The organism is Candidatus Eisenbacteria bacterium, from assembly GCA_035577985.1.
In the GTDB taxonomy this organism is placed as follows: domain Bacteria; phylum Desulfobacterota; class Binatia; order DP-6; family DP-6; genus DATJZY01.
Map to the genome: position 1 here is coordinate 1 of DATJZY010000033.1, position 24,344 is coordinate 24,344.

The window sequence follows — 24,344 nt, forward strand, 5'->3', positions numbered from 1 at the left end:
GTGCCCCTCAGCTTCGGGATCGGCTACGTGATCGTCCGGCCGGGGTCCCCACCCGTCAACTTCTTCGTGAGCGGCGAATGGATGGCGTATCGGCACGAGTCCCCGGTCGCGCCGCAGACGATCGTGCACTTCGGCGTGACCGTCGCCTTCCCGGAGTGGAGACCCTGGAGGTAGGCGCGCCATGGCGAGACGGCGCGCGATTGTCGGCGCGGGGGTCTTGTCGTAGAGGTCGCGTCCCATGGTCGACATGCCGGTGCACGACGCCGTCTCCTGGCCGACGGCGGAGGAGCTGGCGGTGAAGATGCTCGGCGAGTGCGGACATCGCTCGCCGTTGGCGGCGCGGGACGGCCACGAGCCGTTCGTCGACGAGGCGCGCCGCGTGCTCCTGTGCGCCGACACCGTCGACCTTGCGCGACTCGGGACTCCTCCACGCTCGTTCGAGCCGGCCGGGCGGCGAGCCCGCATCTTCTTCGACCCGCAGGCGCTCACCTGCGGCGTCCTCACCTGCGGCGGCCTCTGCCCGGGGCTCAACAACGTCGTGCGCGCGATCGTGCTGCGGCTCGCCTACGACTACCGGGTTCCGCGCATCTACGGCTTCCGCTACGGCTACGCGGGCCTCGCCCATCCCGACGTGCACGAGCCGGTCCTTCTCGATCCCGAAGGTGTCGAGCACATCCACGAGCGTGGGGGCACGGCGCTCGGCTCGTCGCGCGGCCCGCAGGACCTCGGCCGGATGGTCGATACGCTCGTCCGCCTCGACGTGAAGCTCCTCTTCGTCATCGGGGGCGACGGCGGGCTGCGCGGGGCATCGGCGCTCGCCACCGAGATCGCGCGGCGCGACCTGCCGATCGGGGTCGTCGGCGTCCCGAAGACCATCGACAACGACCTGCTGTGGACCTGGCGCAGCTTCGGCTTCGAGACCGCGGTCGAGGCCGCACGCTCCGTGCTCGCGTCCGCGCACGAGGAAGCCCGCGGCGCCTACAACGGAATCGGGCTCGTGAAGCTGATGGGCCGCTACGCCGGGTTCGTGGCCGCGCACGCGACGCTGGCGAGCGGCGACGTGAATTTCTGCCTGGTGCCGGAACGTCCCTTCGTGCTCGAAGGGCCCGACGGCTTCCTTGCGGCGCTCGAGGCGCGCCTCGCGGCCAAGCACCACGCGGTGGTCGTCGTCGCAGAGGGCGCCGGGCAGGAGCTGCTGTCGGACGGAGGAGTCCCCGCGCGCGACGCGTCCGGCAACGTCAAGCTGAAGGACGTCGGCACGTTCCTTCGCGACCGGCTCGCCGCGCATTTCACCGAACGGCGCATCGAGGCCACCGTCCGATACATCGATCCGAGCTATACGATACGGAGTCTGCCGACGAACTCGTTCGATGCGCAGCTCTGCCTCGCGCTCGGGCAGCACGCCGTCCACGCCGGCATGGCGGGGCGAACCGACCTGCTGGTCGCCGTGTGGAACCAGCGCTTCGTGCACGTCCCCATCCCGATCGCCGTCGCCGCCCAGCGCCGGCTCGATCCGCACGGCGAGCTGTGGCAGCGCGTCCTCGAGTCGACCGGCCAGTCGCTCTGAGCTCAGCCGCGCGTCGTGCGAAGCAGCGGGACGCAGTCCGCGGCGCACGGCGACGACGGATCGGGGACTGCCGCGGGTCGGTGCAGCACCGCCGTCGTCGGCGTGATCACCACGCGCTTGCCGTTCTCGACCACCGCCGTGCCGTCGACGATCAGGCTGTAGTCGCCCTCGGTCCGCACGGGATAGAGGAGCGATACCGACGGCCGCGCCGTCGCGTTGGCTCCTGTCCGCCTCCCGACCTCGGTCACGAGCACGTCGCCGTCCCAGCGTACGGCGCCGTGCACCGCGTGCGGGGTGCCGTCGTCGGAGACCGTGAGCAGGTACGCGGTACCGCCGCGCTCCAGGGTCGCGGCGCGCAGGCGTTCGAGCGGCACCGGAATGCTCATCGACGATGGGGAGCATAGCGGCCGGGAAGCGATGAAACCAGAGTAGCCCATCCTGACCAGCGCCGATGTTTTTCCGTGCCGTCCGTTGAATCGCACCGGAGCGCGATGGCAAGATGCGCCCGCGATGCGCCGCAGCCGCGCGCACGCGACGATCACGACGGGTCATTATCCACCGGAGGAGAAGCGCCCATGAGAGTCCAGAGGCACTGGTACCTGACACTCGTTGCGTTCGTCGCGCTCGCGTGCGCCAACAACAGAGCATCGCTGGCGCAGCCGCAGGGCGCGACCCAGGAGCTCGAGCACCTCGTCGCGCCGATCGCGCTCTATCCGGACCCGCTGATTGCGCAGATCCTGCCCGCGTCGACGAAGCCGCTCGAGGTCATGGACGCCGCATCGGCGCTCGCCCAAGGACGACCGAGCGAAGCGACCGCGTCGCAGTGGGACCCGAGCATCCAGGCGCTGCTCTCCTATCCCACCGTCTTGAAGATGATGAACGACAAGATCGACTGGACGACGCGGCTCGGGCAGGCGTTCATCTCAAACCAGGGTGGCGTCATGGCGTCGATCCAGGCCGTACGGGCCCAGGCCAAGAACGCCGGCAACCTGAGCTCGAACAGCTACCAAACGGTGCAGACGCAGGGCAGCACGATCATCATCGAGCCGGCGAACCCCGCCTACATCTACGTGCCGCAGTACAACCCCGTCGCGATCCTCGAGCCGGCGCCCTACTACGCCTACGCCCCCCTCATGACGTTCGGCGTCGGCTTCGCGGCCGGCGCGGCCACTGCCTACGCGTGCGACTGGGGCAACTACGGGAGCTACGGCAGCGTCACGATCAACAACAACTACCACTACAACTATTCGAACGACTACAACGCGTACCACTCCGGCTACGGATCGTCGGGCTCCTACACCGCGTACCACCCGCAATCGGGCACCTACACGGGCTACAACTCCAGGACCGGAACCTACGGCGCGTACAATCCCTCGACCGGCAAGTACGGGACGTACAATCCGTCGACGGGCGCGTACGACAAGAACGGCCAGACCGGGACGTACCATCCGCCCTCGTCGAGCGGCAGCTACGGTGCGTCTCACAGCTACGATTCGAGCGGCTGGGGCGGGCGTTCCTCGTGGGGCGGCGAGAGCGGCTCCGGCGCTGATGCATTCCATGGCCTGGGTGGCGGCGGCTGGGGCGCGCAGGATGCGAGCAACCGTGGCTGGGGCAGCGGCGGCGGTCGGAGCTACGGCGGCGGTGGCTGGGGTGGTGGCGGGGGCTTTGGCGGCGGCGGAGGCTTCGGCGGCGGCGGTTTCGACCGCGGCGGCGGAGGCTGGGGCGGCGGCGGCTTCGGCGGCTTCCGTGGCGGCGGGTTTGGCGGGTTCCGCGGCGGCGGCCGGCGCTGAGCGCGCCACGAGATCGGAACGGAGATCACGACATGACGACTTCAAGGATGAACCTCCACCTCGCGGCTCCGCGCGCCGCCGTCTCGCTCGTCGCGCTCGCCCTGTGGGCATGCGCCACCCGCGGCCCTGCGCCCGCCTCGCATCCTGCGTCGGGAGGGGAGCAGCACTTCTCGACGCCGAAGGCTGCGGTCGACGCGCTGCTGGCGGCCTGCCGCGCGAACGACGACGCCAAGATCGTCGCCATCTTCGGCGAGCAGGCGAAGGGAATCATCGCCACGGGCGACGCCGCGACCGATCGCGAGCGCTGCCAGAAGCTGGACGAGGCCGCGCAGCAGTCGATGCGCCTCGATCCGAAGGGCGGCGCCCTGCACCTCGTCGTCGGCACGGACGACTGGACCATGCCCATTCCGCTCGTGAAGGACGGCAAGGGGTGGTACTTCGACACGGCCGAGGGCATGCAGGAGATTCGCCGGCGCCGGATCGGCGCCGACGAGCTGGAGGCCATCACCGCCTGCCGCTTCTACGTCCATGCGCAGGAGGACTACGCGCGCCGCACCCGCGGCGTCTATGCGCAGAAGCTCGCCAGCTCACCGGGCAAGAAGGACGGTCTCTACTGGCCCTCCAAAGGCACGCGCGACATGAGCCCGCTCGGCCCCGTCGCCGCCGTGGTCGAAGGCACGAAGGGTGAGCACCCGCACGGCACGTGGCGTGGCTACCACTTCCGCATTCTCACCCGGCAGGGAAGCGCCGCGCGGGGTGGAGCGAAGACCTATGTCGCCGGCGGCCGCATGACCGGCGGCTTCGCGCTCGTCGCCTATCCGATCGTCTATGGGACGTCGGGCATCATGACGTTCGTCGTGGGTCCGGACGGCCAGGTCTACGAGAAGGATCTCGGCGAGAAGACCGCCGAGCTCGCGGGCGCGATCACGGAGTACGATCCCGACGGCACGTGGAAGCGCGTGGGCGGGTGACGGGTGCGCACGGGGGCGCGTGAACATGCTCCCGTCGTGTGGTAACTCGCCCCGATGATGACATCCCACAAGTCGATCCTCGCCTCCGCCTTCCTCACCGCCCTCGCTGCGGTCTGGTGCACCGGATGTCCGCAGATGGCCATCGTGCAGGGGGCGACCATGGTCGCCGGCGCCGCCGCCGACGACCGCACGCTCGACCAGCAGGCCGCCGATCTCGACGTGAAGAGCACCGTCGAGGGCGCGCTGCTCAACACGAACGCCACGCTCGCCGCCAAGGTGAACGTCGACGTCTACCTGGGTCGCATCATGCTGACGGGCGTGGTCGGGAGCTGGGACGCGCGCCGGCAGGCCGTCGACATCACCCGGCAGGCCGCGCCCGGTCACGAGATCTTCGACGACATGGAGGTGGCGATCGGCAACAGCATCGCCGACTCGGCGACCGATTTCGCCGTCAACAAGGACCTGGGCGTGAACCTCCTCGCCGACGAGGGGCTCGCCTCACAGAGCTTCCAGCACCGGGTCGTCAACGGCACCGCCTTCATCATGGGCCAGGCACAGACGGAGGCCCAGATCGACGAAGCCCGGCGCGCGGCGCTGCAGACGCCCGGCATCAACCGGGTCGTGACGCACATCCTGTTGCGGTGAGCGCCGCGGCGACGAGCGCTGGCGCGGAGTCGGTGGGGTCGCGCCGGCGCGCGGCTGCGATCGCGCACGTTGCTGCCGCGGCGCTCTGCCTGTGCGGCTGCAGCCGCCTGTTCGGTGCCCGCGCGACCCTCGGACCCGGAGCCATCGTGCGCGGGCGCGGGCTCTACAACGAGGTCATAAGCAGTACCAACAACGAGCAGACGCTCGAGCTGATCGTCCACGCGCGCTACGGCGAGCCGTCCGGGCTGCTCTCGGTCTCGAGCATCACGGCCAACCTACGTACATCGACGTTGACCGCGGCCCAGTTCGGCATCGGTCCGTCGAGCAACTACTCGGGCAACATCGTGCCGCTCTCCGTCGGGGTCGCGTACGAGGAGAATCCGACCATCGCTTACACGCCGGTGCAAGGCGAGCGTTTCGCGAAGGCGATCCTGGCTCCGGTCGGCCTCGACGTGCTGGTGCTGCTGGGCGGCATCGAGCATGCGCCGGCCAAGCTCATCTCGATCCTCGTCAAGCAGGTCAACGGGTTGCAGAATCCACTCTACGGTCCACCCGAATCGTACGCCGACTTCGACGCGGCCATCGCGCTGCTCGAACGCCTGCAGCTCGTGGGGCAGGCCACGTGGACGTCCACGTCGACGAAGACGGGGGGCTTCGCCCTCGTGATCCACGACTACGCGGCCACGAACCGCGACGTCGTTCGAGACCTGCTGCGAATGTGGGGGCTCTCGCCGTCGCTCGCCCGGACGGATCGGGACATCGTCCTGCCCGTCAGTCTGGCCGTCGGACGGGCCACCAAACCCGAGCTCAACGTCCAGACGCGCTCGGTCTACGACCTGATCGAGCTCGCCGCGCGTGCGGTCGAAGTGCCGCCCGAGCACGCCGCGCTGCACCTGGCCGATCCCGAACTCGCGGGCGTTTCGTCCTTTCGGGGCGTGATGCGGATCCACAGCTCCTCGAGTCGTCCGTCCACCGACGTGCTCGTCGCCGTCCGCCACCGCGGCTACTGGTTCTACATCGCGGCGGACGACGGACCGAGCAAGCTCGCATTCCGCCTGCTGCATACCCTCATCGGCATGCGCCTCGTCGAGGGAACGCCGCAGACGGTGCCGACGCTCACGATCCCCGTGGGGAGGTGAGTCCCGGCGCGGTCTCGCACCTTGCGCGCCGGGGACCGGGTGCGCAGCTTCGAGGGTGATGACGGAACGCAGAGCGCAGGCGAACGATCTCCTGCTCCGGTTCGCGGACCGCACCGGGCTGCTCTCCCCGCGCGTCCCGCAGCGTTATCTCTGGACCGACGCCTTTGCCGTCTGCACGCTCGAAGGTCTGGGGCGCATCACCGGAGAATCGCGATTCGGCGAGCTGGCCCTGCAGCTGGTGGATCAGGTGCATCACGTCCTCGGCCGGCATCGGCCCGACGATCCGCGCTCCGGTTGGATCAGCGGGCTCGGCGACGCGGACGGCGAGAGACATCCGACCGCGGGCGGCTTCAGGATCGGCAAGCCGCTCCCCGAACGCCAGCCGGGGGAGCCGCTCGACGAACGCCTCGAATGGGACCGGGACGGCCAGTACTTCCACTACCTCACCAAGTGGATGCACGCGCTCGATCAGGTGACCCGATGGACCGGCCAGCCGCTCTTCACGCGCTGGGCACGGGAGCTGGCGCGGGTCTCGCACCGCGCCTTTACGTACATGCCGCGGCCAGGCGGACCGAAACGGATGTACTGGAAGATGAGCGTCGACCTGTCGCGCCCGCTGGTTCCCTCGATGGGACAGCACGATCCGGTCGACGGCTTCGTCACGTGCCTGCAGCTCGAAGCCACGGGGTCGGGAATCGAGCCGCGCGTGACCGACGCGCGCGAGGACTTTGCGGCGATGATCGATCGCCGCGCGCTCGCGACGACGGACCCCCTCGGCATCGGGGGACTCTTGGCGGATGCCTGTCGGCTCGCACAGCTCGCGCCGCACGACGCCGGCGTCGACGCCTTGATCGACGCGCTGCTCGCATCGGCGCTCGCCGGACTCCCACGCTACCTGGCTCAGTTCGACCTCCGCGCCCCAGCGCGCCACCGTCTCGCATTCCGCGAGCTCGGGCTCGCCATCGGACTGGCCGGCGTCGAGTCGGCGGCCTGGCACGGCGTGAGCCCCACGGTCCGCACGCGCCTCGATCGGCTGGCGCCGTTCGTACGACTCCGTGCCGACATCGAGACGTTCTGGCTCGAACCGAGCCACCGGCGCGCCGACACCTGGCTCGAGCACGAAGACATCAACGACGTCATGCTGGCGACGAGCCTCGAACCCGACGGATTCCTGATCCTCGGCCCCGCCCCGGGCGTCTAGCCGTTGGCCGCGCGGCGAGCCGCCCCGTACAGCTCGGTGAGCGCCGCGAGCTTGTGCACGGCGAGCACCACGAAGTCCGCGCCGAGTGGCGCCACCTTCGTCGGGTCGAATTGCTCGACGAGCCGAAGATAGGCTGCATCGACGTCGGTCGCATTCGACGCGGTGCCGAGCCCAAGGGCTCGGAGGGCGCTCGCACCTTCGTCATCCCGCGCAACCGCGCGGCGTGTCGCAGCCGCCGTGGCGGCCGTGCCGGTGTCGCCGGTCGGCTCGCTCGGTCCCAGGTAGTCGCGGATCTCCCGCATGCCCGCGCCGAGCCGCTCGGCGATGGCGGTAAAGACGCGGCGCTCGTCGTCGTCGACGGCGCCGTCGCTCGCGGCCACGCCCGCGAGCACCGAGAGCACCGTCCCGATGAGAGCTGGACCGGTACCCGAGAGCGCGCGGCATGCCTCGCCGACGTCGACCGGCATCCGGGTGGCCCGCTGCAGCTCCTCGGCTACGAGTGGGCTCAACGGCCCGAGGCCGATCTGGTCGAGGCGGGTGGCCTCGTGGATCTCCTCGGTCGCAAGCCGTCGATCCGCGACCATCATGGCGGCGACGAGCCGCGCAATCGCGTGGCGGAGCGTCGGCTGGCCTGTCGTTGGATTCGGGTCCATCGCTCACCTCCGATCATGCCCCGTCGGACGGGACCGACCTATTGCACCGTGCATGCCATCGGAGCGGTCGTGATCGAGGCGTTTCGATTCCCAGCTGCCGGAACCGACGGCCCGGGATCACCCCGAAGTCGGAAATCGCCGGCGCCGTCGGAGCCGGCCGCACGCGACGGCACGGCACGGTACGCCGCTTGGATTCCCGGAAGGACGTGTCGTACGTACCGGACATGGTCGCCGAACGCGATCCTCCGCCATGAAGAACTTCGAGATCGCGCGCCTCTTCGACCTGATGGCCGACGTGCTCGAGCTGCGCGAGGAAAACGTCTTCCGGATCCGGGCATATCGGCGCGCCGCACAGAGCCTCGAATCGCTCCGCGAGGACGTACAGACGCTCGCACGGGACGATCGCCTCGACGAGATCCCGGGCATCGGCGCCGACCTGGCCGGCAAGATCGCCGAGTACCTCCAGACCGGCCACGTGCGCGACATCGAGCGGGCCACGAAGAAGATCCCGGCCGGCGTGGTGGCGCTCATGAACGTACCCGGCATCGGGCCCAAGATGGCGATGCGGCTTCACGAGAAGGGCATCACGGGCATCGATCGCCTCGAGAAGGCCGCCCGTGCGGGCCGGCTGCGCGGGCTGCCGGGCATCCAGGCCAAGACCGAGCAGAGCATCCTGCGCGGCATCGCGCTGGTGCGCAGCGGCGAGGCGCGCATGCTGCTCGGCCGCGCGCTTCCGATCGGCAGGACGATCGTCGAAGCGCTACGGCGCACCCGCGGCGTGAAGCAGATCACCCTCGCCGGGTCCGTGCGGCGCGGTCGCGAAACCGTCGGCGACATCGACGTGCTCGTCACGTCCGATCGCCCCGCCGCCGTGATGGACGCCTTCGTCGCGCTGCCGGACGTCGCCGAGATCCTCGAGAAGGGTGCGACCAAAGGATCCATCCGGCATCGCGAAGGCATCCAGGTCGACCTCCGCGTGATGGAGCCGGCGTCGTTCGGCGCTGCGCTCGTCTACTTCACCGGGTCGAAGCAGCACAACATCCGGATTCGCGAGATGGCGGTGCGGAGGCATCTCAAGATCAACGAGTACGGCGTGTTCCGCGAGAAGAGCGGCGCGCGCGTGGCGGGCGCGACCGAGGAGGAGGTCTACAGCGCCGTCGGGCTGCCGTGGATCCCGCCGGAGCTGCGTGAGGACGCGGGCGAGATCGAGGCCGCGCTCGCGCGCCGTCTGCCCGCGCTCGTCACGCTCGACGAGGTGCGCGGCGACCTGCATTGCCACACGAAGGCCTCCGACGGCCGCGCGACGATCGAGGAGCTGGTCGGCGCAGCGCGGGAGCGCGGCTACGAGTACGTGGCCATCACCGATCACAGCCGCTCCGCGCGTGTCGCCGGCGGACTCTCCCTTCCGGAGATCCGTACGCATGCCGCCAGAGTCCGCGCCGTCGCCCGAACCTCGCGCGGGATCAACGTGCTCGCCGGAGTCGAGTGCGACATCATGCCGGACGGGTCGATGGATTATCCGGACGAGGTGCTCGGCCAGCTCGACGTGGTGGTCGCGGCCGTGCACGCCCGCTTCAAGCAGCCGGGACCGGAGATGACGCGGCGACTCTGCCGCGCGCTCGAGAACCCGAACGTCGACGTGCTCGCGCATCCGTCCGGCCGCCTCCTCGGCGAACGCGACGCATACGCCTTCGACCTCGAGAGGGTCCTGGACACCGCCAAGCGGCACGACAAGGCGATCGAGATCAACGCCTATCCGACGCGACTCGACCTGAACGCCGTGCAGGCCCGCCGCGCGCACGAGCGCGGCGTCCTGCTCGCGATCGACACCGACGCCCACATGGTCGACCATCTCGCCTCGATGGAGCTCGGCGTCATGACCGCGCGCCGCGGATGGGTGCAGCCGGCGGGCGTCATCAATACCTGGCCGGTGAAGAAGCTCCGCGCATGGCTCGCACGGCACCGAGGATGACCGAGGCGGGCCGATCGTAGTCGACCGAGCCGCTGGCTACTCGTTGCTCGCGCGGCGGCGTACTGGGGATTCGACGACGTCGCGCGCCGGTGCCGTCGGCGCGACGCCGCCACGGGCACGCGCCTTCAGCCTGCGCAGGCCGTGTCGCACGTAGTCGGCGTCGAGGCTCAGGCAATGGCAGATCGTTTCGAAGGCACAGAGCCAGGAGCGATCCTCCGACTCGATCCAGCGCTCGGCGCCGGCGAACAGCTCCCGAGTCCGCCGGTCCGCCGGCGTCAGGTACTTCATGTAGTCCTCGATCCCGAGCTCCAAGACCGCGAACATGAGCCGCTGCTCGCCCGTCAGGTCCTTGCGCCGGCGGACACGGTCGAAATACTGCGTCGGCAGCAGGGCATCGGGGACGAAGACACGCGAGGCGCGCTCGTGAGCGTCGTCTTTTGGCACCATCCGCATGTAACCACGATTCACCGTCATGGTAGGGCCGGGTGCACGAGCGGCCGCTCGCTCCGTCGCGACGGGGGTCCCGCAAGGTCAGGCGGTTGCGAAGGATTGGGACGGTGACGAGTCACGGCGCGCGCCGAGCGATCAAACTCACGGCGAACACCCCGGCCGCCGCCATCACGATCAGCGGGCCCGTGGGACGGTCGAAGCGGGTTGCGAGCGCGTCGCCCGCGACCGTGGCGAATACCGCCACCAGGGCCGCGGTCGTGAGCATGCCGCGGAGGCTCCGCGCCAGATACTTCGCCGTGGCCGCCGGGATGATGATCAGCGACCCCATCAGCAGGACGCCCAGGTAGCGGAGCCCGAGCGCCACGGTGAGCGCGAATGCGAACAGGTAGATCAGATCGAGGCGGCGGACGTCGACCCCCGCGGTGCGCGCGATGTCGGGCGACACGAGCGCGACGAGGAGCCGGTGACGTGCCACGAGAACGAAAACCACCACGGCGATGGCACCTGCGAGGCCGATGGCGAGCTCCCCTTGCGTCAGGGCACCCGGCGAGCCGAGAAGCGCATCGATCAGCTCGTCACCCGAGGCGAGGATGCTGCCCACCGCGAGCGCCGTCGAGAAGACGACACCGATCAACGTCTCGGTCGCGATCCGCGTTCGACTCTCGAGCGTCCAGATGAGAACGGCGCCGAGGCCGAGCGCCGCGGCGGCACCGAGCGCAGGATGCACGCCGAACGCCAGCGCGAGACCGATCCCCGGCAACGCGACGTGCGAGATCGCATCCGCGGCGAGCGTCATGCGACGCATCACCGCGAAGCTCCCGACGAGCCCGGCCGCGACGGCCATCGCGATCGAGAGCACGAGCGCGCTAGCCGGCATCGTCGTGCAGGTGGAACTTGACGGGCGCGCCGTACATCTCGGCCATCTTCTCGGGCGTGAGCACGTCGCGCGGCGCACCCAGGCACGGGCGACCACGGCCGAGACAGAGCACGCTGGAGGCATGCCGATAGACGATGCTGAGCTCGTGCGAGATCAGCATCAACGTCAGCCCCCTGCGCTCCTGCAGCCGGCGGATGGTGGCGTAGATGCGCTCTCCACCCGGCTCGTCGACTCCGGCGGTGGGCTCGTCGAAGAGCAGCACCGTCGGCCGCCCGATGAGCGCGAAGGCCAACAGCAGCCGCTGGAATTGCCCACCCGAGAGCGTGCCGATCGGACGCGTCGCGCTCGCGACCGGCAGCCCGACGAGATCGAGCGCGTCCGCGAGCTCGTCCCGGCCGGCCCGCGAGAGCGCCAACTTCGCGCGCAGGAAATCGAGACCCGTGATCGGCAGGTCGCGCTCGATGTCGAGCTTCTGTGGCACGTACCCGACCCGCGTGCCAGGCGCCCACTCGAGGGCTCCGCGATATGGCACCGCGCCCACGAGCGCGCGGAAGAGCACCGTCTTTCCCGAGCCGTTCGGACCGATCACGGCGAGGGTGCTTCCCTGCGGCACCGCGAAGCTGAGGTCGTCGAGGACGGGAGTCCCTCCGAAGGCTACCGACAGATGCTCGACTCGCAGAACGACCTCCACGCCGGGGCTCTCTAGCATTGGGCGCGCGCCTTCACCGCACCGGTTCGCGATGGCTCCGCGGGAGCGTGTTCCGCCACCGTCGTCTCACCTGGGCCGCCGCAACACCGGCGGTGCGGACGGGCGCGATCGAGCCCCACGCTCTCGCCGTCCGCGGATGAGGCCCGCCTCCAGGCGAACGAAGCGGAGCGTCTTCCGGTCGTAGGTGCGCAGGTCGATGCCGAGCCGGCGTGCCAACCGCGTAACGGCGGGAAGGAGCTCCGGGTCGGCCTTTCGCCAGAAGGGCCTGAGCTCTCGCAGGAATACGTTCGCGGTGACCGGCCCGATCCCGTAGAACGCCTCCACACGCGCCTCGAGGTCGTGCGCGTCGAGGGCGAGGTCGTGCAGCCGCAGGAGGCTTCCGCCGTATTCGTCGAGGAGCGTTTGGCAATCGCGCAGGACCTGAGTGGATTTCCGACCGTCGTAGCGAACGTAACCGCCCTCGCGCATGATCGGGTCCACCAGGAAGTCCCAGCCGGCGCGGACGATCGCTCGGGGGCTCGTCATCCGGTGGCGGACGAAGACCCGGAAAGTGTTCTTGGCGATGTCCTCCGAGATCCGGGCGCCGAAGAGCACGCTGGCGAGGAACCAACGAAAGCACTCGGCGTCGGTGTTCCGGGCGAGCTCTATCCCGAGCTCTTCGGAATAGAGCGTGGTGCGTGCGAGCGCTGCGGTTGCGCCGGCGCTCGCGGTTCGACGGGCGCCCGCTCGCGGATGGCCGCTCCCCGTCCTCGTCAACGCACCGATGTGTAGCCGCCGGGGACGCCGGCCGGCGACAGGACGATCTGCCAGAGCTGGTTCTGGCACGCCCGGACGGCAGCGGCGCACGTAAGTGGATAGTCTCGCCACACGCGACGGAACCGCTCGTCGTAGCCGTCGCGGAGCCGGCTCCAATTCGACCGGACGTTGCCTACTCCGACGTGGCTCGGGAACGACAGCCGCTCGGCTCGCATGGTCATTCCGCAGCCGAGCCGCAGCAATCACCATGCCGCCCAGGGGAACGTAGCCGGCGTCCTGCCGACGCGAAGCCTCGGTGTCGCCCGACCCGTGACATTCCGAGCCATGCGAACCACCCCGGGATCGAGTCTCGGTTCACGACCGGCATCGCCGTTGCTTCGGGGGGGCGTGGCCAGCCCGCCTCGACATAGCTCCACGGCAGGGGATTGCCTCGTCACGTTCGACGCAGGAACAGGCTCCGGCCGCTGCGTCGTGTACGACGCGCACGGACGGCTGCTGGCCCAGGCGCGCGAGCACTTCCAGTATCGCGTCCTCGACGACCCGACCATCCCGTTCGTGCGCGGATTCGATCTCGATCCCGCCGCGTTCTGGAAGAGTCTCGCGTCGTGCGCTCAGGAGGCGCTCGCCGCGCTTCCCGCGGACGCCCGCGTGCGCGGCGTCGCCGTGACGAGCCAGCGTCAAGGCTGCGTGTTCCTCGATCGCGCCGGCGAGGTGCTCTACGCCGGACCGAATCTCGACGCGCGCGCCGCGCTCGAGGGCTTCGAGGTACACGAGAAGCTCGGCACGAAGCGACTCCACGCGATCACCGGCCATCTGCCCGCGTGTGTGTTCCCGCTCGCGCGCTACCTCTGGTACCGCAAACATGGCGATGCCGCGCGCATCGCGACCGTGCTCATGCTGAGCGACTGGGTGACCCAGCGGCTGACCGGCGCATGCGTCGCGGAGCCATCGAACGCCGCCGAGTCGATGTTCTACGACGTCTCGCAGCGCACGTGGTCGAGCGAGATCCTGCAGAGCTTCGACGTTCCACGTTCGATCCTCCCTGACCTTCACGCGTCCGGCACCCAGGTGGGCACGGTGACCGCCGCGGCCGCGCGGGCGACCGGCATTCCCGAAGGGACACCGGTCTTCACGGGCGGAGCCGACACGCAATGTGCGTTGCTCGCCTCGGACGCGCGCGCCGACGGCGATACGGCCGCGGTCCTCGGAACGACGTGCCCCGTCCAGATGGTGACGGCGACCCCGGTGCTCGACCCAGCCGCGAACCTCTGGACGGGCTGCCACGTGGTCGGCGAGCGCTGGGTGCTGGAATCGAACGCCGGCGACACCGGCGGCACCTACCGTTGGCTGCTGAAGCTCCTCTTCGGTGCAGCCGATGAGGCCGCGCACGCCGCATCCGAATCCGCGATGGAGGCCGCGAGCGGACGCACGGTGCACGCCTTCCTCGGGCCGCTGGTATTCGACCTGCGGAAGATGAATCCCTTTCGCGCGGGCGGCATCCTCTTCCGCTTTCCCATCCTCCACCTCGATCGTCCGAACCACGGCGACATCCTCGCCGGGTTCATGGACAACGTCGCCTTCGCGGTGCGCGCGAACGTCGAGCAGTTGGTCGCGACGAACGGGCGGCCCGTGACCTCGCTCCGCGTGAGCGGCGGCATGGCGCAGAGCCGTACCCTCGTACAGCGGCTCGCCGATGCGCTCGCGATGCCGGTGCTCGTGTCGAAGGTACTCGAGACCGCGAGCCTCGGATGCGCCGTGCTGGCGGCGGTCGGCAGCGGGCTGCACCCGAGCGTACCGGACGCTCTCGCCGCGATGACCGCGCGAGGCGTCGTCGAGCCGGAGCCCTCGTCCCTTGCCGCCTGCACCGAGCGCTACGGCAAGTGGCTGGATCTCCAGGGCAAGCTGGGTGAGCTCAGCATCTGACGCGCGCACGCATACGCCGACGAATCCGGGAACTGCCGGCGCGCTGCTTCCCAGTTCTGCGAACGCGTCGACCTACGGGCGTCTCGCCTCCCGGCACGCCGCGTGCACCGATACCGTCGCATGGGAATGCGTGGCATGATCCTCGCGGGGTTGGCGGTACTCCTCGCCGTGGTCACCGGACTGCGCACGTCCGAGGCGCCCCGGCTGCGCGACGACGACCTGCTCGGCTCGAGCAACTGGGAGAACGCCAAGGGCCTCCTTCCCGACGAGATCCTGGAGCACTACCGTCGGGACGAGTATCGCAATCGCATCATGGATCTCGGCGCACCCGGCGTCGTCGACATCCAGAACCCACCCGATTTCCGCGAGGCGTCGCGCGCGAATCGCGGTCGCTACACGATTGCTCCGAACGGATCGATCATCGACTGGCGGAGCCGCCAGCAGCCTGGGCACGTCATGGGGTTGCCGTTCCCCGACATCGACCAGCAGGATCCGCAGGCGGGCGCGAAGGTGATGTGGAACTACTTCTACGCCAACTACTATCGCGGCAACTTCCACTTCCTCACCGAGATCGTGATGCTCTCCCCGCGTGGCGTCGAGCGGCGGATCACGACCGACGTCCGCACGCGTCTCTATGACGGCTCACCCGAGTCCGCCGGTGATCCGAACCCGGACCGCGTGTTCTTGCAGACCCTCGCCACGATCGTCGCGCCGACGGATCTGAACGGCACCGTGTCACTGACCTGGCGTTTCCGCGATCCCGAACGGCAGGACGCGCTCTGGACGTTCGTCCCGGGAACGCGGCGCGCGCGTCAGGTGAATCCGCTCAACCGCTCCGACGGCTTCATGGGTTCCGACCTCAGCATCGACGACGGTGCGTTCTTCGACGGAAAGCCCGAGCAGTTCGCATTTCGTCTCGTCGAGCGGCGCGAGCAGCTCCTGCTCATGGATCCGTACAGCCTCAAGGGCGAGACGGAGGTCGTCGCGCTGCCCGGGGGCGGGTGGCGCACGGTGTGGAAGAACGTCCCCCGCATCGGCGCCGACGATGCCGGCTGGACCGGGCTTCCCTGGGCGCCGGTCGGCGCGGCGCTCGTCCGCCGACCGGTGTGGGTCGTCGAGGCGACTCCGAACGACCCGAACTACCTCTACGGCCGCATCCTGCTCCGCATCGACGCCGAGACGTACCGCGGCGGCTGGGCCAGCAAATACGATCGTGCGGGGACGCTCATGAACACGTACCAGGTCTGCACCGGCGCGTTTCTCACGCCGGACGGCGGGCGCACCTACGTCCAGTCGGGCGGCATCGCGGTGCAGACCGCGGAGAACTTCCAGCAGAAGCGAGCGACCGTCACCCTGTTCCCTCCGCGGAACCCGGACAACCCCGCCGACTGGCGGGTGCCCCTCGCCCCAGAGCTCTTCGGTGTCGACGTCCTCACCCGACTCGGCCGCTGAACGGGCGTCGCCGCGCTGGCGACCGTTCTGGACGGGCGCGCTGCTGCTCGCCGCGACGGCCGCCGCGCTCGCGATGGCGACCCCGCGACTCCTCGCCCACGTGGGGGACGGCGGCTTCGTCGCTCCCGGCGATCCGCGCGCCCGGGTCGATCGGGAGATCACCGCCGCGTTCGGCTTCCAGAACCCCGTCGTGTGGACGATCGCGGCCAAGCGGGACACGATCTGGACGCCGCCGATGCTCGCGCGCGTGACCGCATTCACGCGCGAGGTCTTCACGATCCCGGGCGTCGTCGCGACCGATGTCGTGAGCCTCGCGTCGCCGAACCTGCGCGACTTGCGCGTGACCGACGACGGTCTCGAACCCGTCTACCTGATGGGTGCGGTACCCGAGACCCCCGAGGCCGTGCAGGCGCTCCGCGCACGCGTAGAGAACGATCCGAAATACGCCGCGACCGTCGTGAGCCGCGACGGCCGTGCGGCCATGATCGTCGCCGATTTCAGGACCAATGCGGATCCGATCGCGATCGGCACGGCGGCAATCGCGCTCCGCGATCGATACCGCGACGGGGACGCCGACGTCCACGCGAGCGGGGCGCCGGTCGTCGCCGTGCTGGCACGTCGGGCCGCGCGCGGGCTCGCGCTGCCGCTGGCCGTGATCGCCGCGAGCGGGCTCCTGTCGCTCGTGATCGTCGCCGGACGTCGCCGGGCCCTGGGTGCGATTCTCGCCGCGGGGACGGCGGTGGCATGGCTCGTCGTCCTGCTCGCGATGGTCGGGACGTTCCGCCTTCCCTGGGCGGCGTTCGCGCTCGCGCCGACGGCCTTCGTGGCCGCGGCACTGTCGCTGGACGACCGCATTTCGGCGCGCCGGCTGGTCGTGTCGTGCGCGGCCCTGGCGCTCGGATTCGCGAGCCTCGCCGGCGCGAGCCCACCGCCGGCGGCGGGGTTCGGCCTCGCAGTATGCGCCGGCGCGCCACTCGCAGTCGCCGCCGACGGCATCGTCCGTTGGTTCGCGCGCCCGCACGACCTGCCGCCGCGCAACGACGACGGCCGATGGCTTGCCCGACTCCTCTTCGCGGGGTCGCTCGTCGGCCTCGCCATGCTCGACGTCTCCTTCGGGCTCACCGGGTACGGGATCCGCTACCTTCCGGGCGAGGCCGGCCTGGATCTGCGTGCGGTGGCGCGGCAGTTTCCGCCGCCGACGACGATCGCGTTTCGTCTGAGGGGCCCGGCGGGGTTCGTACAGGAGCCGGCGACGCTGGCGGCGCTCGACGCCGCCGCGACGGCCGCACGCAGCGACCCGGCCACCCGCAGTGCAATGTCGCTCGCCGACATTGTGAAGCTCGTGCACCGCGCCTTCAACGACGACGATCCCAGCTTCGAGCGCCTGCCGGGCGATCGCGCGCTGGCCGCACGCTATCTCGCGCTGGCGTACTCGCCCGCCTTCCGGCGCTTCGTCGATCGCGCCTTCGCGGACACGGCGGTGTGGGCCTACCTCGAGAGCGAGCGTCGCGCCGACGTCGCACGCGTCACCGACCGCATGCAAGCGGCGCTCGTGACGCATCCGCTCCCCGATGTCGTCGTCGAGGGCCCTGGTGGTGACGGCGCCGTGCTCCTGGCGATGGCGGACATCGCGTCGCAGCTCGCGATGGGCGGCCTCGCGCTCGTCGTGGTCATGGCTCTCGTGATCGGGGTCGGTTGCGGGTGGCACGCCGGCGCGCGCGCGGCGGCCGGCGCGCTCGTCACCGGCACGGCGGCGCTCGGCCTCTTCGGCTGGCTCGGCCTCCCGATCGATCTCGTGACCTTGGCGGCGACGATCGCCGCCGTGGGAGCGAGCGCCGCGGTCGCGGGGTTCGGCGCAGCGGCGGGAGGGCCGGCGGAGCGCCTGGTGATCCCGCTCCTGTGCGCCGGGGCGGTCGCGGTCGCGATTCCGCTTGCCGCGACGAGGGTCGTCGGAATCCTGCTCCTCGCGCCGGCGGCGGGGCTGGGAACGACGTCGAACCGGCTTCCAGGTTCCGGCAAGACGTCGCGATCCGACGCGACATCGCCGCTGGCACGGCAGGTGCAGCGGGGGGCGGCATGAGCTCCCCGGCCGACGCGGCGCCGCGCTCCCGTCCTCGCATCCTCGTGACCGCGGACATGGGCGATGAAGCGCTCGACGCGTTGCGCGCCCTTGGCGAGGTCGAGTACGAGAGCTTCCGGACGCACATGCGTCTGCTCGCCGGGGCGGAGCTCGTCACCGCGCTGCGCGGCTTCCACGTCTTCGTCACCGAGATCGACGTCGTGGACGTGGAGGCGCTCCGGCAGGTTCCCGACTTGCGCGTGGTCGTCTCGTGCCGCGGCCAGGCGGTCAACATCGACGTCGCGGCGTGCACGGCGTTCGGTGTCCCCGTGCTGCATGCCCCGGGCCGGAACGCCGACGCGGTCGCGGACCTCACGCTCGCGTTCATGCTGATGCTGCTGCGCAAACTCCCGGCCGCGACCGCGTTCCTCCACGAGCCGGGCGGCCAGGGCGGTGACATGGCCCGCATGGGCCGCGCGTTCACGTCGCTGCAGGGCCACGAGCTGTGGCGGAAGGTCGTCGGCCTCGTCGGCTTCGGTGCGGTCGGCCAGGGCGTCACGAAGCGGCTCCTCGCGTTCGGCGCCCGCGTGCTCGTGCACGACCCGTACGTCGCCGCCGGCGACGTGCAGGCCGCCGGCGCCGAGCCGGTCGGATTCGAGGATCTGCTCGGCCGCAGCGACATCGTGAGCCTGCATGCCGCCGTCACCGACGCGACGACCGGCATGATCGGTGCCGCCGAGTTCGCCCGTATGCGGAGAGGCGTCCACTTCGTGAACACCGCTCGCGCGGCGCTGGTCGACGAGGCGGCGCTCGTCGCTGCGCTCGAGTCGGGACAGGTGGCGGGCGCGGCGCTCGACGTCTTTGCCACCGAGCCGCCGGCTTCCGACGATCCACTCGTCGTGCGCGACGACGTCATCGTCACGCCGCACGTCGGTGGCAACACCGCCGAGGTGGCGGCCCATCAGGGCGCAATCGTGGCGGAGGACCTCGCACGCTTGCTCCGTGGAGAGACGCCTCGACATGCCCTCGATCCCTCGATGCTGCGCAACTTCGATTGGGCCCGGGCGAGGCCCGTGCCGGACGAGGCGACCCTCGCCCGGCTCGCCGCGGGGCCCGCCCCCGCCGTCTCCGACCTCCAGCGCCGGCCCACCTCGGCACCCACCACGGCTACCGCGTCTCCGTCCCACCCAGACGCGCGCGGGCCGGCCGGCCCCCTGCCCTCGCCCGCCGCGACGGCGCCCGCGGAGATCGTCGAGCGCATGACCCGGATCCTGCGCGGCTTCCTCTCGCGGATCACGAGCGATGCGGGCCTGCGCGAGTTCGCGGCCGGCAAGAACGTCACGCTGCGCTTCGCGCTGCCCGACCTCGCCACGCGCTTCCATCTCCGTCTTCGCGATGGCGTGGTCTCCGCCGAGCTGGGCGATCCCGACACCCGCGCCGACGTCGAGCTCACCATGCGCGCCGAGATTCTCGACGGCATGTTCACCGGCGCGCTGAACCCGATGCAGGCCGCGACGAGCGGGCGACTCTCGTTTCGCGGCGACACGATGAAGGCGATGACACTCCAGCAACTCCAAGAGCCGCTCTCCCGCCACTATCGGGAGGCGCGTGGAGAAGCCGGTGGACCCGGAGATCTCGCCGCGCTCGCCGCGAGCGCGGGGGCTGCCAAGCGAGCGCCGGCCGCGCCCCCCGCCTCGGCGGGCGACGTGCGCGAGGAGCTCTTACGAGTGGTGAACGAGCTCTATGCCTCGGAGCTCATCACGGCCACGGGCGGCAACGTGAGTGTCCGGGTCCCGGACCGCGACGAGATCTGGATCACACCGAGCCAGACGTTCAAGGGCGAGCTCCGGCCCGAAATGCTGGTCCGCCTCGACCTGGACGGCAACCCGCTCGACCCCAACGCCTTGTCGCCGTCGAGCGAGCGCCTCATGCACTGCGCGATCTATCGGGCGCGTCCGGAAGCGCGCGCAGTGGTTCACGCGCACGCACCGCACGCGACCATCCTCGTGGACACCGGGCTGCCGTTCCCGCCGATCTCTACCGAGGCCGCCTTCTTCGGCGACATCCCGCGCGTGCCCTTCATCATGCCGGGCACCGACGAGCTCGCCCGTGCCGTCGGCGAGGCCGCGCGCACGAGTCCCGCGGTGCTCATGCAGAACCACGGGCTCATCGTCGCAGGCCGGAGCCTGCGCCGGGCGGCCGACATGGTCGAGATCATCGACCGCTCGGCCGAGATCATCATTGGCTGCTACGCGGTCGGAAAGCCGCCGTCGCTGCTGCCGGACGAGGTCGTCCGCATGCTCCGGCGGCTGGGCGACCTCATGGCCTGAGCGCGAACACCCTGCGGAGCGGAACCTCGCGTCCGACCGCCGGTCGCAATGCGGACCGATGCCCTGGAACGACATGTACTACCCGCCCGCGATGGAGCACCTGGCGCCACCCGTGCGTCGAAAGGCCATCGAGATCGCCAACGCCCTGCTCGCGAACGGGCATGAAGAGGGCTTCGCGATCCGCGTCGCCATCGCGCGCGCGAAGGGGTGGGCGCGGCGACGTCGAATCGATCCGATCGGGTGAGCCATTTCCCGATCCTGAGATCCGCGGCCGCTCGGCCCTCTCGCTCGTGGCAACCTCGCCCGGCGTACGCGACCGCTCGTGTGCGCTCCCGGGAGAGACCCCACCATTCTTCGGCGCCCCGAGCCCGACCGGGTCCGCGGATCACCGAGCAGGCACTTCCAGTAGCCTGGCACGTGGGATGCTGGTGAACGGCATGCAAGCTCCCCTCGAGATCACCTTCCGCAACATGCCGCCCTCCCCTGCCATCGAGTCCGCCATCCGCGACAAGGCCGAGAAGCTGGAGGGGTTCTACGATCGTATCACCAGCGCGCGCGTCGTCGTCGAGACGCCGCATCGGCAGCATCGCAAGGGGAAGCTGTTCCACGTCCGCATCGACCTGCGGGTCCCCGGGCAGGAGCTCGTCGTGAGCCGCGAACCCCCCGCACACCATGCACACGAGGACGTGTACGTCGCGATACGAGACGCCTTCGACGGCGCCAAGCGCCAGCTCGAAGACTACGCGCGCAAGATGCGTGGCGCCCTCAAGACGCACGAGGGGCCACCCGAGGGCCGGGTCGCGCAGCTCCATGCCGGCGACGGCTATGGCTTCATCGAGACCCCGGACGGGCGCGAGGTCTACTTCCATCGGCACAGCGTCGTCGACGGCGACTTCGATCGGCTCCGTGTCGGCGATCATGTTCGTTACAACGAGGAGGCGGGGGAGAACGGCCCGCAGGCGAGCACGGTGCACCTGACGGGTGTCCCGTTCACCAGCAAGAAGCGGCGGAGCTGACCGGGGCGCCGATTCAACGCAAGCGGAGAACCGGACCTTGTCGTCGGCGCCGGACCGGGTGTAAGGGCGGGGCATGCGCGCCGCCGTACTCGAAGCCCTCGAAAAGCCCTTCGTCGTTCGCGACGTCCCCACCCCACCGCTGCTGCCGAACGGCGTGATTCTTCGCGTCGAGGCGAACGGGATCTGCCGGAGCGACTGGCACATCTGGAAGGGGGACTGGTCGTGGGTCGGCGTGGTGCCCCAGCTACCGGCGGTGATCGGCCACGAATTCGTCGGCGTGGTCGAGGAAGTCGGGGCCGACGTGACGCGCTGGCACAAGGGCGACCGCGTGATCGTGCCGTTCAGCGGCGGCGAGGGCACGTGCGAGTGGTGTCGCAACGGACACCACAACATGTGCGACACGCCGATCCTGCCGGGCCTCGCGTTCGGCGGCGGCTACGGCCGCTACTCGTCGGTCCCGTACGCCGACGTGAACCTCGTCCGCCTGCCCGAGAGCGTCGGCTTCGTCGAGGCCGCCAGCATGGGCTGCCGCTTCATGACCTCGTTCCACGGCATCGTCGACCAGGCACAGGTGCACCCCGGCGAGTGGGTCGCGGTGCACGGGTGCGGCGGTATCGGGCTCTCGGGCGTCCAGATCGCGGCGGCGCTCGGCGCACGCGTCATCGCGGTCGACGTCGCCGACGACAAGCTCGCCTTCGCGAAGGAGCTGGGCGCCGAAGCGACCGTCAACGCCGCGAAGGACGACGTCGCCAGCGCGATCGCGACCCTCACCGGCGGCGGCGCGCACGTCTCGATCGACGCGCTCGGCATCGCCACCACCTGCCTCAACTCGATCCTCTGTCTGCGCAAGCGCGGCCGCCACCTGCAGATCGGTCTCACGACCCAGGCCGAGAAGGGCATGATCGCCCTCCCGATCGACGTGATGGTCTTCAAGGAGCTCCAGATCATCGCCTCCTTCGGAATGCAGGCGCCACACTTCGCGGCGATGCTGGCGATGGTCGAGGGAAAGAAGCTCGATCCGGGCAAGCTCGTGTCGCGCACGGTGGGTCTCGAAGACGTGACCAGCGTCGTCGAATCGATGGGCTCGTACGGCACGAGCGGCGTGACCGTGATCGCGCGGTACTGACGCGCCCCAGACGCCCCTTCCTCCCCTGGGGTGACACCGACGGCGGCACGGTGTTGCCGCTGTCCGGCCGTCGACGGTAAACCGCTCGCATGAGCGCACCGCTCGCCGGTCGGACAGCCGTCGTTACGGGGGCCGGACGCGGCATCGGCCGTGCGACGGCCACCATGCTGGCGGAGCTCGGCGCAGCCGTCGTCGTGAACGACCTCGGCACGACCACCGACGGTGTGGGCTCGGACGAGGGACCGGCGAGGGAGGCCGTGCGCGAAATCGAAGCCGCGGGTGGACGCGCGATCGCGTCCACCGCGTCGGTCACGGACTTCGCCGCGGTCGACCGCATGATGACCGACGCGGTCGCGCGCTTCGGCGGGATCGACATCGTCGTGAACAACGCGGGGCTCACCGCCGGACAACCCATCTGGGAGATGGATCCCGAGACGTTCCAGCGCGTGTCCGCGAGCCACGCGCTCGGCACGTTCAACTGCATCCGCTGCGCAGCGCCGCACCTCCGTGCGCGCGGTGGCGGACGGATCGTGAACCTCGTGTCCCGGGCGGGCCTCGTCGGCATGCCCGGCGCGGCAGCCTACGCGGCGGGCAAGGGCGCCGTGTTCGCGCTCACGAACGTCGCCGCGCGCGACCTGCAACCTTTCGGCATCACCGTGAACGCCGTCAATCCGGCGTCGACCGAGACGCGCATGGTGACGCAGGCCGTGGAGCGCGGTCGGGCGGCGGGCGGCGCGTCCGCAGAGCGAGCGACGAAGCTGCTCGCGACCCTGCAATCCCCCGACGACGTCGCGCGGGTCATCGTCGGGCTCTGCCTCGACGACGCGTCAGCGGTGACGGGCCAGGTCTTCCTCGTCTCGCGTGATCGGATCGGGCTCTTCCGGCCGCTCGCCGTCGACCAGGAAGCGGTCCTCGACGCGCCGACGGTCGAGGCCGTCAGCCGCGTGCTACGAGGATTTCATCTCCACCCGATCGACTCGCCGTATTGAGCGTCACTTGAGCGCGAGCGGGTTCACCGGTGACCCGCTCCCGCCGTCGATCGGCAGCGCCTGCGCGACGAGCAGGAAGTCCCAGACGCCGTCCGCAGCACAATCCGCCGCGAGCCGTTCCAGATACCAGAACTCGCCGAGATGGAGCCCCAGGTTGCGGAGCGCGAGCATGTGGAACGGGACGCGGACGTCCGCGAGCTGCCCCGTCGCCTCGACCATCGAGTTGTCCGCGGCGACGGCCGCGACGCGTCTCGCGTGCAGCCACGCGGCCGTCTCCCAATGCAGGCCGGCCTCCTTCCCGTGGAAGGCGCGCCAGTTCGCGAAGTCGCCCACCGTCGACATCTGCCCGGTCCGCACGAGCAGGATGTCGCCCTCGCCCACCGTCACGCGTTGATGCGCCTCGACCGCTTCCAGGTCCGCCGTGGTGATGGCGGTGCCGGCCGGCAGGCAGTCGACCCCCCGCCAGCGCGCGACGTCGAGCAGCACGGCGCGCGCCACGAAGTCCGCGTGGACCTTGTCGATGCCGCCGCGACGCGCGCCGCGGGAGTCGACCTGCGTCGCCGCGAAGCCGTTGTAGAGATGGTCGTCGTAGTAGACGTGGCAGAGCGCGTCCCACTGGGTACCGCCCTGCACCATCATCACGAGGACGTCGTCGACGTAGCGGGTGTTCCGGCCGAGATCGACACGCGAGGTCGGGTCGCATCCGGTGGCCGTCATCA

General features: G+C 70.3%; 23 protein-coding genes. 15 read left to right on the forward strand and 8 right to left on the reverse strand.

Features of this window, described 5'->3' with window-relative positions; genetic code table 11:
• The first annotated feature begins 238 nt into the window (after positions 1 to 238).
• Complete coding sequence (locus tag VMS22_05285; protein HXJ33436.1) at positions 239 to 1,567, forward strand: ATP-dependent 6-phosphofructokinase; 1,329 nt, start codon at positions 239 to 241, stop codon at positions 1,565 to 1,567.
• A 2-nt stretch (positions 1,568 to 1,569) separates the two neighbouring features.
• Here VMS22_05285 and VMS22_05290 read toward each other — a convergent pair whose 3' ends face one another.
• On the reverse strand, positions 1,570 to 1,953 hold the full coding sequence (locus tag VMS22_05290) for a pyridoxamine 5'-phosphate oxidase family protein (GenBank protein HXJ33437.1): 384 nt from the start codon (positions 1,951 to 1,953) through the stop codon (positions 1,570 to 1,572).
• 189 nt (positions 1,954 to 2,142) lie between these two features.
• On the opposite strand from VMS22_05290, the gene VMS22_05295 reads away from it, so the two are divergent.
• The 5 genes from VMS22_05295 to VMS22_05315 are packed head-to-tail and all read left to right on the forward strand — an operon-like array spanning position 2,143 to position 7,313.
• Positions 2,143 to 3,357 (forward strand): DUF3300 domain-containing protein, encoded by a 1,215-nt coding sequence (locus VMS22_05295; protein HXJ33438.1) that lies wholly within the window; start codon positions 2,143 to 2,145, stop codon positions 3,355 to 3,357.
• A gap of 32 nt (positions 3,358 to 3,389) precedes the next feature.
• Positions 3,390 to 4,328: a DUF2950 domain-containing protein gene (locus tag VMS22_05300; protein HXJ33439.1), complete on the forward strand. Its 939-nt coding sequence runs from the start codon at positions 3,390 to 3,392 to the stop codon at positions 4,326 to 4,328.
• Between the two features lie 54 nt (positions 4,329 to 4,382).
• Positions 4,383 to 4,973 carry a BON domain-containing protein gene (locus VMS22_05305; GenBank protein ID HXJ33440.1) on the forward strand — a complete coding sequence of 197 codons (591 nt, stop codon included), beginning with the start codon at positions 4,383 to 4,385 and terminating at the stop codon, positions 4,971 to 4,973.
• Positions 4,970 to 6,112 carry a hypothetical protein gene (locus VMS22_05310; protein HXJ33441.1) on the forward strand — a complete coding sequence of 381 codons (1,143 nt, stop codon included), beginning with the start codon at positions 4,970 to 4,972 and terminating at the stop codon, positions 6,110 to 6,112. The genes VMS22_05305 and VMS22_05310 overlap by 4 nt, the downstream gene beginning before the upstream one ends.
• A 58-nt stretch (positions 6,113 to 6,170) precedes the next feature.
• Positions 6,171 to 7,313, forward strand: a complete 1,143-nt coding sequence (locus VMS22_05315; protein HXJ33442.1) for a hypothetical protein — start codon at positions 6,171 to 6,173, stop codon at positions 7,311 to 7,313.
• On the opposite strand, the gene VMS22_05320 is transcribed toward VMS22_05315, so the two are convergent.
• A complete protein-coding gene (locus VMS22_05320) occupies positions 7,310 to 7,966 on the reverse strand; it encodes a TerB family tellurite resistance protein (GenBank protein HXJ33443.1) in 657 nt (218 codons plus the stop codon). The genes VMS22_05315 and VMS22_05320 overlap by 4 nt on opposite strands.
• Positions 7,967 to 8,216: 250 nt before the next feature.
• Here VMS22_05320 and polX point away from each other — a divergent pair, with 250 nt between their 5' ends.
• Entirely contained in the window at positions 8,217 to 9,938 is a 1,722-nt protein-coding gene (gene polX / locus VMS22_05325) for a DNA polymerase/3'-5' exonuclease PolX (GenBank protein HXJ33444.1), read from the forward strand.
• A gap of 36 nt (positions 9,939 to 9,974) precedes the next feature.
• Here polX and VMS22_05330 read toward each other — a convergent pair whose 3' ends face one another.
• The 5 genes from VMS22_05330 to VMS22_05350 all read right to left on the reverse strand — a co-directional run bounded on the left by VMS22_05330 (position 9,975) and on the right by VMS22_05350 (position 12,945).
• The gene (locus tag VMS22_05330; GenBank protein HXJ33445.1) at positions 9,975 to 10,382 is read right to left on the reverse strand and encodes a hypothetical protein; all 408 of its coding nucleotides are present in this window, start codon (positions 10,380 to 10,382) and stop codon (positions 9,975 to 9,977) included.
• A 121-nt stretch (positions 10,383 to 10,503) separates the two neighbouring features.
• Positions 10,504 to 11,265, reverse strand: a complete 762-nt coding sequence (locus VMS22_05335; GenBank protein HXJ33446.1) for a metal ABC transporter permease — start codon at positions 11,263 to 11,265, stop codon at positions 10,504 to 10,506.
• Entirely contained in the window at positions 11,255 to 11,956 is a 702-nt protein-coding gene (locus tag VMS22_05340; protein HXJ33447.1) for a metal ABC transporter ATP-binding protein, read from the reverse strand. The genes VMS22_05335 and VMS22_05340 overlap by 11 nt, the downstream gene beginning before the upstream one ends.
• An 84-nt stretch (positions 11,957 to 12,040) precedes the next feature.
• Positions 12,041 to 12,730 (reverse strand): hypothetical protein, encoded by a 690-nt coding sequence (locus VMS22_05345; protein ID HXJ33448.1) that lies wholly within the window; start codon positions 12,728 to 12,730, stop codon positions 12,041 to 12,043.
• Positions 12,727 to 12,945, reverse strand: coding sequence for a hypothetical protein (locus VMS22_05350; GenBank protein ID HXJ33449.1), 219 nt, complete (start codon positions 12,943 to 12,945; stop codon positions 12,727 to 12,729). Before VMS22_05350 ends, VMS22_05345 begins: the two co-directional genes overlap by 4 nt.
• 109 nt (positions 12,946 to 13,054) lie before the next feature.
• On the opposite strand from VMS22_05350, the gene VMS22_05355 reads away from it, so the two are divergent.
• The 8 genes from VMS22_05355 (at position 13,055) to VMS22_05390 (ending at position 23,625) form a co-directional block, all read left to right on the forward strand.
• Complete coding sequence (locus VMS22_05355; protein HXJ33450.1) at positions 13,055 to 14,653, forward strand: FGGY-family carbohydrate kinase; 1,599 nt, start codon at positions 13,055 to 13,057, stop codon at positions 14,651 to 14,653.
• Positions 14,654 to 14,779: 126 nt separating this feature from the next.
• Positions 14,780 to 16,105 (forward strand): outer membrane lipoprotein-sorting protein, encoded by a 1,326-nt coding sequence (locus VMS22_05360; GenBank protein ID HXJ33451.1) that lies wholly within the window; start codon positions 14,780 to 14,782, stop codon positions 16,103 to 16,105.
• Entirely contained in the window at positions 16,074 to 18,185 is a 2,112-nt protein-coding gene (locus tag VMS22_05365) for a hypothetical protein (GenBank protein HXJ33452.1), read from the forward strand. Before VMS22_05360 ends, VMS22_05365 begins: the two co-directional genes overlap by 32 nt.
• Positions 18,182 to 20,494, forward strand: a complete 2,313-nt coding sequence (locus VMS22_05370) for an NAD(P)-dependent oxidoreductase (GenBank protein ID HXJ33453.1) — start codon at positions 18,182 to 18,184, stop codon at positions 20,492 to 20,494. Before VMS22_05365 ends, VMS22_05370 begins: the two co-directional genes overlap by 4 nt.
• Before the next feature lie 58 nt (positions 20,495 to 20,552).
• Positions 20,553 to 20,738 carry a hypothetical protein gene (locus tag VMS22_05375; GenBank protein ID HXJ33454.1) on the forward strand — a complete coding sequence of 62 codons (186 nt, stop codon included), beginning with the start codon at positions 20,553 to 20,555 and terminating at the stop codon, positions 20,736 to 20,738.
• 193 nt (positions 20,739 to 20,931) lie between these two features.
• The gene (locus VMS22_05380) at positions 20,932 to 21,510 is read left to right on the forward strand and encodes an HPF/RaiA family ribosome-associated protein (protein ID HXJ33455.1); all 579 of its coding nucleotides are present in this window, start codon (positions 20,932 to 20,934) and stop codon (positions 21,508 to 21,510) included.
• A gap of 73 nt (positions 21,511 to 21,583) precedes the next feature.
• Positions 21,584 to 22,636 (forward strand): zinc-dependent alcohol dehydrogenase family protein, encoded by a 1,053-nt coding sequence (locus VMS22_05385; protein HXJ33456.1) that lies wholly within the window; start codon positions 21,584 to 21,586, stop codon positions 22,634 to 22,636.
• An 89-nt stretch (positions 22,637 to 22,725) separates the two neighbouring features.
• Positions 22,726 to 23,625 carry an SDR family NAD(P)-dependent oxidoreductase gene (locus VMS22_05390; protein HXJ33457.1) on the forward strand — a complete coding sequence of 300 codons (900 nt, stop codon included), beginning with the start codon at positions 22,726 to 22,728 and terminating at the stop codon, positions 23,623 to 23,625.
• 3 nt (positions 23,626 to 23,628) lie between these two features.
• On the opposite strand, the gene VMS22_05395 is transcribed toward VMS22_05390, so the two are convergent.
• Positions 23,629 to 24,344, reverse strand: a 716-nt coding sequence (locus tag VMS22_05395; GenBank protein HXJ33458.1) for a cyclase family protein, incomplete at its 5' end; no start/stop codon positions are given.

Bases quoted from the DNA above. Each gene is read 5' to 3' on its own strand.
- VMS22_05285 (HXJ33436.1), top strand. From the start codon at position 239: ATGGTCGACATGCCGGTGCACGACGCCGTCTCCTGGCCGACGGCGGAG.
- VMS22_05290 (HXJ33437.1), bottom strand. From the start codon at position 1,953: ATGAGCATTCCGGTGCCGCTCGAACGCCTGCGCGCCGCGACCCTGGAG.
- VMS22_05295 (HXJ33438.1), top strand. From the start codon at position 2,143: ATGAGAGTCCAGAGGCACTGGTACCTGACACTCGTTGCGTTCGTCGCG.
- VMS22_05300 (HXJ33439.1), top strand. From the start codon at position 3,390: ATGACGACTTCAAGGATGAACCTCCACCTCGCGGCTCCGCGCGCCGCC.
- VMS22_05305 (HXJ33440.1), top strand. From the start codon at position 4,383: ATGATGACATCCCACAAGTCGATCCTCGCCTCCGCCTTCCTCACCGCC.
- VMS22_05315 (HXJ33442.1), top strand. From the start codon at position 6,171: ATGACGGAACGCAGAGCGCAGGCGAACGATCTCCTGCTCCGGTTCGCG.
- VMS22_05320 (HXJ33443.1), bottom strand. From the start codon at position 7,966: ATGGACCCGAATCCAACGACAGGCCAGCCGACGCTCCGCCACGCGATT.
- polX (HXJ33444.1), top strand. From the start codon at position 8,217: ATGAAGAACTTCGAGATCGCGCGCCTCTTCGACCTGATGGCCGACGTG.
- VMS22_05335 (HXJ33446.1), bottom strand. From the start codon at position 11,265: ATGCCGGCTAGCGCGCTCGTGCTCTCGATCGCGATGGCCGTCGCGGCC.
- VMS22_05350 (HXJ33449.1), bottom strand. From the start codon at position 12,945: ATGCGAGCCGAGCGGCTGTCGTTCCCGAGCCACGTCGGAGTAGGCAAC.
- VMS22_05355 (HXJ33450.1), top strand. From the start codon at position 13,055: ATGCGAACCACCCCGGGATCGAGTCTCGGTTCACGACCGGCATCGCCG.
- VMS22_05360 (HXJ33451.1), top strand. From the start codon at position 14,780: ATGCGTGGCATGATCCTCGCGGGGTTGGCGGTACTCCTCGCCGTGGTC.
- VMS22_05370 (HXJ33453.1), top strand. From the start codon at position 18,182: ATGAGCTCCCCGGCCGACGCGGCGCCGCGCTCCCGTCCTCGCATCCTC.
- VMS22_05375 (HXJ33454.1), top strand. From the start codon at position 20,553: ATGCCCTGGAACGACATGTACTACCCGCCCGCGATGGAGCACCTGGCG.
- VMS22_05380 (HXJ33455.1), top strand. From the start codon at position 20,932: ATGCAAGCTCCCCTCGAGATCACCTTCCGCAACATGCCGCCCTCCCCT.
- VMS22_05385 (HXJ33456.1), top strand. From the start codon at position 21,584: ATGCGCGCCGCCGTACTCGAAGCCCTCGAAAAGCCCTTCGTCGTTCGC.
- VMS22_05390 (HXJ33457.1), top strand. From the start codon at position 22,726: ATGAGCGCACCGCTCGCCGGTCGGACAGCCGTCGTTACGGGGGCCGGA.